Origin of the sequence: Chitinophaga agrisoli, assembly GCF_008386695.1 — a bacterium.
Lineage (GTDB): Bacteria > Bacteroidota > Bacteroidia > Chitinophagales > Chitinophagaceae > Chitinophaga > Chitinophaga agrisoli.
In genome coordinates, this window is sequence record NZ_VUOC01000004.1 from 2478848 (window position 1) to 2492200 (window position 13353).

General features: G+C 49.7%; 12 protein-coding genes and 1 tRNA gene. 2 read left to right on the forward strand and 11 right to left on the reverse strand.

Translation table 11 applies throughout. The annotated features are described in order from the left end of the window. Window positions 1-9: 9 nt before the first annotated feature. The 10 genes from F0L74_RS28905 to F0L74_RS28945 all read right to left on the reverse strand — a co-directional run bounded on the left by F0L74_RS28905 (window position 10) and on the right by F0L74_RS28945 (window position 11220). A complete protein-coding gene (locus tag F0L74_RS28905; protein WP_149841367.1) occupies window positions 10-2190 on the reverse strand; it encodes a peptidase domain-containing ABC transporter in 2181 nt (726 codons plus the stop codon). Between the two features lie 12 nt (window positions 2191-2202). Beyond that, window positions 2203-5358, reverse strand: coding sequence for a lantibiotic dehydratase (locus F0L74_RS28910; protein ID WP_149841368.1), 3156 nt, complete (start codon window positions 5356-5358; stop codon window positions 2203-2205). Window positions 5359-5371: 13 nt separating this feature from the next. Continuing rightward, window positions 5372-5447, reverse strand: a tRNA-Glu gene (locus F0L74_RS28915). Between the two features lie 135 nt (window positions 5448-5582). Next, window positions 5583-5765 (reverse strand): class I lanthipeptide, encoded by a 183-nt coding sequence (locus tag F0L74_RS28920; protein WP_149841369.1) that lies wholly within the window; start codon window positions 5763-5765, stop codon window positions 5583-5585. 20 nt (window positions 5766-5785) lie between these two features. After that, window positions 5786-5977 carry a class I lanthipeptide gene (locus F0L74_RS28925; protein ID WP_149841370.1) on the reverse strand — a complete coding sequence of 64 codons (192 nt, stop codon included), beginning with the start codon at window positions 5975-5977 and terminating at the stop codon, window positions 5786-5788. A gap of 18 nt (window positions 5978-5995) precedes the next feature. After that, complete coding sequence (locus F0L74_RS33410; protein WP_188316215.1) at window positions 5996-6169, reverse strand: class I lanthipeptide; 174 nt, start codon at window positions 6167-6169, stop codon at window positions 5996-5998. A gap of 20 nt (window positions 6170-6189) precedes the next feature. Continuing rightward, a complete protein-coding gene (locus F0L74_RS28930; protein WP_149841371.1) occupies window positions 6190-6390 on the reverse strand; it encodes a class I lanthipeptide in 201 nt (66 codons plus the stop codon). Window positions 6391-6466: 76 nt separating this feature from the next. Next, on the reverse strand, window positions 6467-6658 hold the full coding sequence (locus tag F0L74_RS28935) for a class I lanthipeptide (protein WP_149841372.1): 192 nt from the start codon (window positions 6656-6658) through the stop codon (window positions 6467-6469). Between the two features lie 100 nt (window positions 6659-6758). Then, window positions 6759-8939, reverse strand: coding sequence for an outer membrane beta-barrel family protein (locus tag F0L74_RS28940; protein WP_149841373.1), 2181 nt, complete (start codon window positions 8937-8939; stop codon window positions 6759-6761). Window positions 8940-9060: 121 nt separating this feature from the next. Further along, window positions 9061-11220, reverse strand: coding sequence for a cation:proton antiporter (locus F0L74_RS28945; protein WP_246197850.1), 2160 nt, complete (start codon window positions 11218-11220; stop codon window positions 9061-9063). Window positions 11221-11393: 173 nt separating this feature from the next. Here F0L74_RS28945 and F0L74_RS28950 point away from each other — a divergent pair, with 173 nt between their 5' ends. Together F0L74_RS28950 and aat are read left to right on the forward strand one after the other, a co-directional pair. Then, complete coding sequence (locus F0L74_RS28950) at window positions 11394-11702, forward strand: ATP-dependent Clp protease adaptor ClpS (protein WP_149841374.1); 309 nt, start codon at window positions 11394-11396, stop codon at window positions 11700-11702. Between the two features lie 18 nt (window positions 11703-11720). Next, the gene (gene aat, locus F0L74_RS28955; RefSeq protein ID WP_149841375.1) at window positions 11721-12365 is read left to right on the forward strand and encodes a leucyl/phenylalanyl-tRNA--protein transferase; all 645 of its coding nucleotides are present in this window, start codon (window positions 11721-11723) and stop codon (window positions 12363-12365) included. 4 nt (window positions 12366-12369) lie between these two features. On the opposite strand, the gene F0L74_RS28960 is transcribed toward aat, so the two are convergent. Next, window positions 12370-13305, reverse strand: coding sequence for a hypothetical protein (locus tag F0L74_RS28960; protein ID WP_149841376.1), 936 nt, complete (start codon window positions 13303-13305; stop codon window positions 12370-12372). Window positions 13306-13353: the final 48 nt, after the last annotated feature.

Here is a 13353-nt window from a genome sequence, read left to right on the forward strand (position 1 = left end):
GGTTTGTTGTTATGCATCCAGCTCCAGCTGGTTGCGGACCAGGTTAAAATAAAATCCTCTTTCCTCTACCAGCTGCTGATGCGTGCCCACTTCTGTAATAGCGCCTTTTTCCAGCACTACGATCTTATCTGCGTTCCTTACGGTGCTTAGCCGGTGGGCAATCACTATAACGGTACGTCCTTCAAATACAGTATGCAGGTTATTAACGATCACCCTTTCATTCCGTGCATCCAGGGCGCTGGTGGCTTCATCAAAAAGGATCACCTCCGGGTTTTTATACACCACCCGGGCAATAAGGATGCGTTGTTTCTGGCCGGTACTGAGCGACATACCATTGCCGCCTATAGGCGTACGATATTTCATAGGCAGTTCTTCCACCAGCTCGTGTATATTCGCGATCTGTGCCGCATGTATAATACGCTGCATATCCGGCGCTTCCTCTCCTACGGCTATATTGTTCATCACCGTATCGTTAAAGATGAAACCTTCCTGCATCACCACCCCGCATTGATCCCGCCATACGCTGTTACGTACATGTTCCAGCCGGGTATTACCCACCGTGATCCCGCCGCTGGTGGGCTCATAGAATTTAAGCAATAATTTAAGCAGGGTGGTTTTACCGCTACCGCTGGCGCCTACAATGGCAGTAACTTTCTTCTCCGGTATCACCAGGTTGATGTTTTGCAGTATGTAAGGGGCCCGTGGATCCTGATTATACCGGAAAGAAAGGTTGTTAAGGCGGATATCTCCGCCCGGCGCTTCCTGCAGCTTCTGTTCCACTTGCTCCTCCTCATCAGCTTTAGCATGGATCTCATTAATACGCTCCAGGCTAAGCCGCGCATCCTGGAAGGCCTGTATGAACTCCACCAGCTGCATAATAGGCGCATTCAGCTGCCCGGTAATATAAGATACAGATAACATTACGCCCAGGGTAATATCCCCCTGCAATACCAGCTTAGCGGCAAGAAACGCGATTATAATATTCTTACCCTCATTAATGATCCCCGCACCGCCGGTTTGCCATTGTTTCAGCGTAAGGCTCTTTACATTCACACGGAACAGCTTTACCTGCAGCTGTTGCCACTGCCAGCGTTTCAACCGCTCCGCATTATGCAGTTTTATTTCCTGCATACCGGTAATAAGCTCCAGGTTCTTTTCCTGGTTGGCAGATAGTTGCGTAAAGCGTTTATAATCCAGCGCGGCGCGTTTTCCCATAAACTGCTTCACCCATCCAAAATAGAGCAGGCTGCCCGCCGCAAACACGGTAAAGATCTGCATATTGTACACCGCCAGGATAATACTGAACACTAACAGGTTGATGAGTGAGAAAACGGTGTTCAGTACGCCAGATGTCATAAAGCTTTCTATACGCTGATGATCCCCGATACGTTGCAGGATATCGCCTATCTTCTTTGAATCAAAAAACCCCAGAGGCAGGCGCATTAGCTTGGCAAAGAAGTCCGACAGCAGGTTAATATTAAGCCGCGCCCCCAGGTGCAGGATAATATACCCCCTCAATATTTCTACCGTAGTACGCCCCATAAATACCATCAGCTGTGCAAACAGCACCAGGTAAATAAAATTAAGATCATGATAACGGATCCCTATATCCACAATACTTTGCGTAAGGAAAGGGAATACCAGCTGCATAGCGCTACCCGCCAGTAATCCCAGCAACAGCTGCCATAACTGACCCTTAAACCGGCTAAGATAGGAGAACACCACGCTGATGTTCCTGGTACCGCTTACCGGCCCTTCTGTTTCATGGAACCCGGCAGATGGCTCCAGGGATAATATAATACCGGTATTATCGGTCATTGCCCAGCCCTGCAGAAAATCGCGCCGGCTATACTCCAGCAGGCCATGCGCAGGGTCAGCTACATATATGGTATCTCTCTTTATCTTATACACCACGATAAAATGCCGTTGCTGCCAGAAGGCAACACAGGGAAAAGGGGCCGCTTCTGCCAGATCATCCAGCGAAAGCTTCACGCCGGCCGTTTGAAAACCCAGGGTCTCTGCGGCCTCGCTCAGGGCCAGCAAACTGGCGCCATCCCGGCTCGTGTGGGTAAGTTTGCGCAGATGGTCCAGCGAAACATCCTTCCCGTAATGCCGGGCTATCATCCGCAGGCAGGTAGCCCCGCAGTCCATCTCATCATATTGTTTATAGAAAGGGAATTTCCTTAACATAAGATACCTTTTCTAAGCGGCCTGAATAATTGTTTTCTTCCCGTTATTATTTTGCTGTCTGGCGTTCAAACCCCGGTAATACTGGTGCAGCAGATCATAGATCACCATTTCGTGTACCCGCTGGCGCGATGGGATCACCCGGTTTACCAGCATATGTACATAGCTGGACATAAGATCATCCAATGGTCGCTCCAGCAAAGAAGCAGCTTGCAGTTCCAGCAGCTGGGCCGCAACAGGCCGCATAGCCTCATTCTTACGCTGCAGCAGTTCCAGTATTGGGTACAAAACGCTATCTGCATCGTTGCGGCGGTCCATGATCTCCTCTATCTCTTTGCGGTAATCACGGTACTTGTTATTAAGCTGGGTCTTTAACAGCTTATCCGCATGAAATTCCGCTGCAAAAGCATTCTTCAGCGCTTCTGTGAATTTCAGCTTCTGCGTAAGCGTATACCCAAACACATCCAGCAGCTCATCTATCACCCGCAATATCCATATCCAGCGGATCTGGTCCCGCTCATCGCCCCAGGTATTATCCAGCATTTCAAGCGTGGCCATGCTGTCATGAAAGAACAGGGTTTCCGCTAAACTGATGCTGTTGTGGCCATACCGTTCCAGCTCCCGGTTATAGGTATCTGCCTGCGTTTTCCAGATATAACCCTGCTGCTCAAAAGGCCGTAACCAGCCATGCAGCAGCGCGCTTACCTCGCCCAGGCGTTGCGTATCCGGCAGGTGAAACCGCAGGCGGATATGGAATTCCGGGTCATTATACCGGATAAAAAAGAATTGATCGATATGCTGCGCCGCCAGCAATTCCTTCACCGCCGGGTATACCGCGTCTGACAATATCCTATCTGCTGTTCTGGCCCCGCAGTAACATTTATAGTACAGCCATTCAGATCCCAGGGTGAAGGAGCGCTGGGGCTGCGCTTGCTTCATAACCCGGGGAATAGCTGGATGACCATTATACGAAGGCGTTTGTTTTATTAATACCGCTACCAGCTGGTTGGCATAACTATGGCCATGCTGGTCCTTTACGGCGCCAGACTGTGGCTGCAGGTATTCCTTCAACTCCAGCCCGCTCCGGTTGCGGATGGTCTCTATCCAGAGTTTTACGAGCGTATCATTTTCCAGGTCTACCAGCATTTCGTTATCTCCATCTGCCAGTAATATAAAACGGGGCACACGCCACTGTTTGCGGAACGCCGCCAGCATGTCTTTCCACTGCGGATGCTGCACATCCAGCAACGGCTCAAAATCCGATCTCAGGAACCGCCAGCTGGCGGGAGACAAGATCAGCTGTTTACTGGTAACCCGGGGCAGAAATTTATATTGAGACCTAAGGCTGCCCCAGTGGAAAAACAGCCCCACCCGATGCTGCGCTGCCTGCAGATCACACAGGAAATGATACACCGGCAGGGAATTATTGCTGTAATTATGCGCGGTGCTTAAACGGGGTACCACTTGTTTGTTAAGACGTTTAGAGCGCAATATGATCCGGTTATTTTTTACAGATACCATCAGGTCCCCTGCATCCAGCTGATGTGCTGCATCCAGCGAAGACTTAGCCAGATAAGGGATCTCATAGTCACGGAATACAGGATGCAGTAATATATTACCCACCCGGCTCTCCGGCAAATGAATGATCTCTGCATAAACAACCTCCGGATCATTCTCCTGCTCTCTCCGGGTAATATCGCACACCAGTTGCCGGATCCCTTCATCCGCATGCGCAAAACGCCCCAGCAGATTGGCGGCGCTGGCGCCCCCTGCCTGTTCCAGCACAATAGCTGGCTGCCCGGTATCTACCAAACGGAACATTACAGATAGCGAAGGGCACAGGTCCTGCCAGACGGTGTTGTTCAGGTGTTTCATTTCCTCTTCCGCTATCTCCGTGCTGTAAGCGCCGGTTTCATACGCATCGTTCACTTTATTCACCAGGTATTTTTCAATAAGGCCCCAGCGTACATTTCCTTCACTGTTCACGGTGGATGGCATGCCGATGGCCTCCAGCAACGGCGCATTATCCTCTCCCCCTTTAGCCAGGTAACCAATACCGGTTTCCGTATCCATTACCTCCAGCAATGGCATCTCTTTATCTTCATATCGCTCATAATACCGGCGGATAAAGGATTGCAGGTTCTCCTGCTCCCGGGGCACGGCCATCCGGTTCAGTAGGGCCAGCCCTGCCAGCAGCTGCTGTTGTATGGCAGCATCAAAACCAGCCTCCGTGGTCACGCGGATAATATCTGTCTGGAAAAGCTTATTCTCTTCATAGGGTACTTCCAGCTGATCCAGCAACGCGCTTACCTGGCGGTACTGTGCGGCGCTGTTATGAGGGGCATTATCAATCTCATGCAACAAACGGTTCACTTCCTGCAACACCTGTATCACCGTTGCTACGCCATCATGAGGCGCTGCAGACTGTATACGCTCCAGTACGCGTTGTACCTGGTAAATAAATTCATCGCCGGTAATGGCCGGCTCCAGCTCATTCACCAGCAATTGGGCGCTGATCATTTCGTGTACAAAAGTGGAAGCTTCTTCTCCACTTATATCTCCATCCTGCAACTGCGCGGCCAGCATGGAAATAGTAGCGCCTTCCTTCGCTTCCTGCAAAACCCTGTCCAGGTAAGGCGATGCCAGCACAGAAGTGATCTGGTGACTGCGCCTGCCATTCACATACCGGTACTCCACATAACGGCGCTCATCCCCCATGGCATAATTGCTGTTATTAGGATAATACAGCAAATGCTCCCGGATGCCGGCAAAACCGGCCAGCTGCTGCGCCAGTGCGCAGAGATAATGCATATCCAGCCGGGTATGCCGGCGGGTAGCACTGGCGTCCAGCGTAATATTGGAAACGCCCTCCTGCCACTGTAATACATTACAACCGGAAAACAATCCAAAAGGCGTGCACCGGCTGCTCATGCGGGTAAAATATTTAGTAAGGGAGCGTAACAGTTTCTGACGTTCCTTATCGCCGCCACCCTGGCCGCTCTTCCATTTCATACATTCGTCGTATAGTACCGGAGAAGCCAGGTAGATAGCTTCCAGGAAAATAGGATCATCCAGCCGGGAGATAATGGTCTCTTCATCCAGATGACCGAACAATGGCAGGCGCGGAGTGCGCAACAGCAGCTGGGGATGGAATGAATATGGGATATTCATATGATAGCTTTTTTGGTACTGCGCACAGGAATCGAACCTGTATCTTCTCCGTGAAAGGGAGACGTCTTAAACCCTTTGACCAGCGCAGCGGATGGTTTATTTTATTATCTTTATCGCGGTTTCATGATTGTACATGCCGTACAATTGTGGGGTCCTCCTCTGGGGGACCTTTTTTGTTTTAAGAGGGCGGCTCCCTTTACAGAGCCGCCCGTGCAGATGATAGGTTAAGCGGCCTGGCTATCGCAAAGGCCCACCATTGTGACTAGCGTCAGGCACATTACGGAGGTGACCGTGATAGATGATTCATTTACGCCACCACGTAATTGTTTCATGCGCTGAATATCCAGCTTAGCAACGGTCTGCTTATTCAAAGACAGCCGGCTTTTATGATCGTTCTGTTGTTTCATGTGATTGGATGTTTATAAGATTAAACTGGCTGCTGACAATCCCTGGTGGCAGTAGCAGTGTATTCGCTACCGGTACCGCACATCAAAAGGATCGAAAGGATGATCTTGCTGTCATTCCCACCACGTAATTGCGCCAGCCTTGCTTCGTCCAGCTTAGCGATGGTTTGTTTGCTTAAAGACAAACGGGGCGCGTTATTCTTTCTAGGTTTCATGTGACTGGATTTTAGGGATTAAACTTGCTGCGCCTGACATGCGCCATTCAGCGTGTCGCATAGATAAAAGATCGTGAGGATGGTCTTGCTGTCATTTCCACCAAGGAATAACTCCATCTTTGCTTTATCCAGCTTGGCTATGGTTTGTTTGCTTAAAGACAAACGGATCTCATGATTATTTTTAGGTTTCATGTGTTTGTGTTTTTAATGGATTAATTAACCTGCTCGCAATTGTTCGTATTATAAGTATTGAAGCAGCACTCCGCAGTAAAACAGAAGCTAAGGCTCGCAAAGGACGTAATGGATTGCTCCACTTGTTTACCGCCGTTTACATGGCCCTGTACGTCTGCTTCCAGCTTCATGATAGTCCTTTTGTTAAGGCTGAGTTGATGGCGCTGTTTGTTGGGTTTCATGATCGTACATTTGAAAGTGATACAATTGAGGGCATCTGCTGAAAAAGGGCCGTCTTACGGGACCGCCGCCTTTTATTTAGATAGCTTCTTCTCCACAGTTAGAACAAGAAACGCCAATTGACAGTATGATGATGGTGCAGGGTAAAGAAGTAACTTGATTAGCCTGGCCGCCACGCACCAGGTTCATGTTAGCTTCGTCCAGCTTAGCGATGGTTTGTCTGTTCAGCGACAGTTTGCTTTTCAGATTTTGATCTTTGTTTGGTTTCATGATTGTAGATTTTAAATCTTAGATTAAATGATTGCCTACTCTTTTCTACAGCTTTTCGGCTACCGCTGTTTTTGTATATATTGAGGCCTTATACAACATGTTAGTTACCTCCCATACGGGCCTTTACATCGTCAATGCCTGTTTTCCTGTTCTTACCCGGTTTCACATATTGGTTGCCAAACTTGTAGATAAATACCAGGTTCACAAAACGCGTTTCTGTTTTATTATAGTAATCTGCATTTACCTGCTGATAATTCTCCACCCTGTATTTCATCCGCTGTGTATTAAACAGATCCGTTACGCTTAACTTAAGGCTGCCCCGCTGCTGCAGGATACTTTTACTAACACCCGCATCCAGTTTGAACATGGCAGACATCTTAAAGATGCCGGAGGCCAGCGGCGACACATAAAACCCGGTAAGCTCTGCCACCGCCCAGGGCAGCCGGATAGTGGCATTGGAAGATACATAGGCCGCAAAGGCCTGGTTATCCAGCGCGCTGGCGCCGCTCCCGCCATTATAACTTACATACATAGCGCCCAGCGTATTCATCGCAGTGAACGTTTTACCAATACTTGCACTATGCGTAACAGTGAGGTGCATGATGTCCGCTTTGGACAGGTTATCATAAGAGCTGATGATCAGCTTAGCGGCGGTATCCTGCCGGTACACCGGCGCCAGGGCATTGCGGGATGCAGTACCAGTGAGGGTGATGAACAGCTTACTGTTATAAGCATAAGACCCTTCAATACTATTATCGATCTGCGGCCGCAGGTAAGAATTGCCCTGGCTATAGGTGTATCGGCTCTGGTATATAATAAAGGGGTTCACATAGTCAAAGCCATACCGTACAATGTTTTTCTTGTATCCCAAACCAAATACATGTTTCATGGAAGGCATGTACTGTAAGGCCAGGTTAGGGAAAAGATAAAAATAGTTGTTAGGATGTCTTTCGTTAAGGGTCAGGGAACGGCCCGTTGTATTGGTTTGCTCCGCCCGCAAGCCTGCCTGCAGGCTATACTTACCAATGCCTTTGCTAAGGCTCACATAAGCAGCGCCAATATTTTCCTGGAAAATGAAATGGTTGGTCTTGCCTTCATCTGTGCGCCACTGGCCGGCATCAGCATACTCCCACCGTACATTGTTATCTGTGCTGGTACGGGTGTATTTAAGACCCGTTTCTATCTTCGCCCATTTGGCAGGATGGGTATAATCTACCGAGATGGCATATACATTATTATCAGCCGGCGAGTTATCGCGTAGCGAGTCCGCCTGGCGATAAGGCTTCTCCGCACGATCATAAAAATTTGTGATAAGATCATCCTTCCAGGATTTGCCGTAGTGGAAATAATCCAGGTTCAAACTAAGCTCCCGGCCGGGGCTGAATGTCTTTTTCATCCAGGCGTTGGCAGTGGGGCTAAAATAACTGGCCTTGCCTTTGGTCTGCACGATCGACAAGGAGTCTGTATCCAGCTGCGAGCGGTTATTCACATCCCTGTTCCGGTAATTAAAAGCGCCACGTACCAATACACCCGCCGATAATGTCTTATTAAAATCATGATCCAACCCCAGCTTAAAGCTATTGTTATACCGCAGCCGCTTATCATACTCATGCTCTTCAATAGCAGACCATGCAGACAGATACCTGGTGGATAGATTATCATAATACTGCTGGTTACTATTAAGATCATAACTCCCGTATACATTGGTCTTCGCACTCCGGTAGTTCATACTGATCCCCGTGCTGGACCGTGCAAAGCGGCCGGCGCCCAGACCTGCTGTTACAATACCATTGGCGCCCAGGCTCCTCCCTTTCATCGTTTTAATGTTGACGATCACGCCGCCCTGGGCATCGTAACGGGCAGATGGATGGGTAATGACCTCTATTTTGTCAATACCGGCACTGTTCATACTTTGCAGCATGGTTTTAAGATCGTCGCCGGAGAGGTTGGAGGGGCGGCCATCTATCCATACCGTCACAGACTGGCCGCGTACAGTGATATTGCCATTAGCATCTGCCAGTGCGCCTGGTGTACGCTGCATAATATCATAAGCATTGCTGCCGGCTGCTGAAGGGCTTTCTGCTACGTTTAATATGATACGGTCTGCCGACTGGATGATGAAAGGCCGCACACCATTTACCTCCACTGTTTTAAGGGTTACCCTGTCTTTTGGCAGTACCGTATCCTTTGGGGTTATCTGGGCTTTTACCGGTCCGGCCGCCGTTACTACGGCAACCAGTACACTAAGTGCGAAGCGGGAATATTTTTCGGCGGGTGGCATAGGTGTCAATTTTCATAACAAACTTATCCCATGATAGGCTTGTTATAAAAAACGATACACCAACACCGTTGATCGGTGATACCAACCGCCGCATTGTAATGTTGAAACTAAACGGGAGGGATTATTGCTTACCCTTAAAGATGCGTTTCACCGCCTTACCCAGCTTGTTAAGATTAGCCAGCTGCTCCTGTATAGGCGCCAGCGTAAGGTCTTCCGGCTGCACGCCGGGTTCCATAAAGTCCATTTCTATCTGTTCCGGGTATACGAGAATGAGGTTATTATCCTTAAAATGTCGGCTCAGTTTAGCCGGAATATGCTCCAGGTAGGCGTTGTAAGATAACGTGCCTTTACGCGCAGAAACAACCACCAGCAGATCATCGCGGGTCACCTCACGGGAGAGGATCAGGAAATCCTCCATCTCGCCAAGTGGCTTAAAACTGATCTCCGCGCTTATTTTTATGTATTGTATAAAAGCTTCCACCGCTGCCCGGGTTTTATCCTGACAGTAGATGGTCAGCCGTGCCCCTATCTGCTTCGCCAATATCATCATCTTTTGAAGATAATGCAGGAAGCCTTTTTCATATTCCGTATTACGGGGCAGCACCAGCACCATCTTCTTAGCCGTGTTCATAGGGTGACTAAAATCGCATACATACACGGTCTCCCATACGCTCTGCAGCACGTTATCCAGCGTGGTGCCAAAGATGGAGCCAAATAGGCGGTCTGTCGTACTGGTCTTATCTGTCCAGCCCAGGATCACATCCGTGATCAGCAGCTCGCGGGCCGCACGGGCAATGCCATCTGCCACGTTCAGGTCTATACGGGTAATGGCCTGTACCTGGCTTTCCGTGGCCGCGGCGTGGATAACCGCCGTTTCCATCATTTTATTGGTGATATGGATCTTTTCCTTGGCCTCTTCATCATCCTGCACCACCGCCAGGGGATATACAGGCGTATCCGCATCCGGGTCTTTGATCATCACAGCCAGGTCCAGCAGGGCCTCCATACGGATGGGGTTAGATACCGGCACCAGTATACGCTCCGGGGTATCGTCCTTTTCCGGCTTACGCTCCGCCTCTATGATAGCCAACCGGCGGCCGGCGTTCTCCGTTACAAAGGAGCTCACCAGGCAGGTTACCAGGATAAGCAGCACCGTGCCATTCAACACATTCTCGTTAATAATGCCCATGTTATAGCCTATCAGTATCACGGCAATAGTGGCGGCTGCATGGGAGCCGCTCAGGCCAAAGATCACATTCCGTTGCGTAGGGCTGTATTTAAAGGAAAGCTGTGTAAAAAAAGCTGCCAGCCATTTGCTGAACAGGGCCATAATGGTAAGCGAGCCTGCTATCAGCAGGGCTTCCGGTCCTTTTAGCAGCACCCGCAGGTCCACGATCATCCCCACCCCTATCAGGAAAAACGGGATGAACAGCGCATTGCCCACAAAAGCGATACGGTTCATAAGCGTAGAAGTATGCGGAATAAGCTGGTTAAGGGCCAGCCCGGCCAGGAAAGCGCCAATAATGGCCTCTACGCCTGCCAGCTCCGCCAGGAAACCGGCCAGGAACACCAGCGCCAGCACAAATATGAAATGGGAGGTCTTATCGTCCTTGATCTTCTTAAAAAACCAGCGGCCTACCATCGGGAAGATCCACAGGATAATGGTGGCAAACACCGCCAGGGATACGCCCAGCCTCACCCAGAAATAAGTATTCAGGTTACCGGCCGCCGCCCCGGTGATGATCGCCAGGATCAGCAGCACGGCCGTATCCGTGATAATGGTGCCGCCCACGGCTACCGTTACCGCCTCATTTTTGGTAATGCCCAGGCGGCTGGCCAGCGGATACGCCACCAGCGTATGGGTGGCAAACATGCTGGAGACCAGCAGGGTGGCCATAAAATTGAAATGCAGCCAGTAATGACATACCACAAACCCCAGCAATAGCGGTATAAAAAAGGTAAAAGCACCAAATACCAGGCTTCGGTGGCGGTTCTTGCGGAACTCTGCCATATCCAGCTCCAGGCCGGCCAGGAACATGATGTAGAGCAGCCCGGCATTACTCAGCAGGCTGAGACTGCCCTTTTCAATGATCTTAAAGCCGTGGTCGCCAATGGCCATACCCGCTATGATCAGACCTATTATACTGGGAATCCGGAACTTACGTAGGATAATGGGGGCTAACAGGATGATGAATAAAACAAGGGAAAATATAGGAACAGGGTCCTTCAGCGGCAAACTGACATCCAACAATAATACCGTGCCATTCAATACTTGCATCATAAAACTTTATTTACGCTCCTCACTAATGCTTACATCACTGCAACTTACAAATTAATTATTAACCGTTAAGGGTTAATAGTTAATCTATAACACAATTTAACAGGCGGCCAGCTCATACCTCTTCCATTTTATGAGAATAACTGTAATTTTGCGGAAAGTCATGAAATCAAATTATGAGCCAGCGTACTGAAACAGGCACATTGCATAAAGAATGGGAAGAGGTGCTTATTGCCGAGGATGAGCAATTCCCGTTCAGCCTTATTGTGTGGAATGATGAAGTAAATACCTTCGACTGGGTGATCCAATCACTCATCGAGGTATGCGACCACTCTGCAGAACAGGCGGAACAATGTGCGCTTTTCATCCACTACAACGGCAAGTACGCGGTAAAACATGGCGAATTCACCAAACTGCGCCCTATGTGCGAAGCACTCCTGGACAGGGGCATCAGCGCGACCATCGAAGAGGCGGTAGCCAGCTAAGAGCGCGTTATCACTGCAATGGTATTTTCACTCACACGAGACCTGGTATTTCCCCCAGTGGACCTGGCGGAGCCCGACGGGCTGCTGGCCGTTGGCGGCGACCTTTCCACACAAAGGCTGCTGCTGGCCTACCGTTCCGGCATTTTTCCCTGGTTCAGCGAGCCCCCCATCCTTTGGTGGAGCCCGGACCCGCGTTTTGTACTGCTCCCGGAAGAGCTGAAAGTATCTGCCAGCATGCGCCAGCTGCTGCGCAAACAGGTGTTCCGCATCACCTTTAACCAGGACTTTCCAGGCGTGATCCGTAACTGCCGGATAACCCCGCGCCCCGGGCAGGATGGCACCTGGATCACCAACGCCATGCAAAAAGCGTATATCAAACTGCATGAAGAAGGGTATGCCCACTCCGTGGAATGTTGGCTGGATAATAAGCTGGTAGGCGGATTGTATGGGATAAAAATGGGCCGCTGCTTTTTTGGAGAGTCTATGTTCTCACTGGTAAGCAATGCGTCCAAAGCGGCATTCATCACCTTCGTGCAGGCGGCCGCCCAGGAAGGGCTGGCCCTGGTAGACTGTCAGGTACATACCGAGCACCTTGCGTCATTAGGCGCCCGGTTCATAAAACGTACGGAATTTATCGGACTGCTGGAAGAATACGAGGTATGATCCCCTATTCCTCCTTCTTCTTTTTAGCAAAACCACCCTCGAAGAAACACTTAATACCCCGGTAAGCCCCACAACCGCCTACTTCACGTATGCTCACACGCCCGGAAGAGAACTGGAACGCAATACCGCACGAAGTTTCCTTATCCTTATACTCCCCCTTATTGCTCCCGGTATAATGACCAATACCATTGATCTCTCCTTTACAACCTCCATTGTCCTTGGAAAAAGTGATAAAGAACTGGAAGGATTTGGGATCCTGTCCATCGCGGATGGAGACAATATTCATCTCCCCGGACGTATAATCCCCGGAGTATTTATGCTTACGTGGTAAAGTATCTATAGGGTTGAAGATCTGGCCGGCGCTGGTAGGACCATTAGAATTGGTCATAACCAGGGTAACGCCGCCATCCTCTCCTACGGAGTAGAAATCTTCCCGCAAGGCAGTGGCGGTAGCGCTAAGCTCCTTCTCCGTGCTTACCTTGATGGTATACCGGCTATCCAGGGTAAAGCTCATATCCTCAGGACTGCCGGGTACCTTTTTGGCGGCCGTCATACGGCCCAGGTATCTGCCTTTTTTATCAGTAAAGCAGATATAGGCAGTAGCAGCGCCCTTATCTACAGCTTTTATTACAAAATATTGCAGGTTGGAACCGGCTATATAAGCCAGCGGAAAGTATTTAAGACGGTTATTCTTCAGCGTATCAGGGCCGGCAATGGTATCTGACAGGAACTGTTTCAGCACATCTGGCTTCACAGACACGGAGTCCGGCTGTTTAAGCAACAAAGAGTCCGCATAAAGCCGGTAAGGCGTTTGACTGGCCGGGAATATGGCCTTGAAATCTTCAAAAGTAACCGGGCGGTCACCGGGGGAACGTTTCTTCCCGGACCCACAGCCGGAAAGGATACCAAAAACCAGTAAGAGCGCCAACAACCTGTTCATGCAGCATATATAATTGTTACGGGCGAAAAGTTAAAGATTATTTTGATA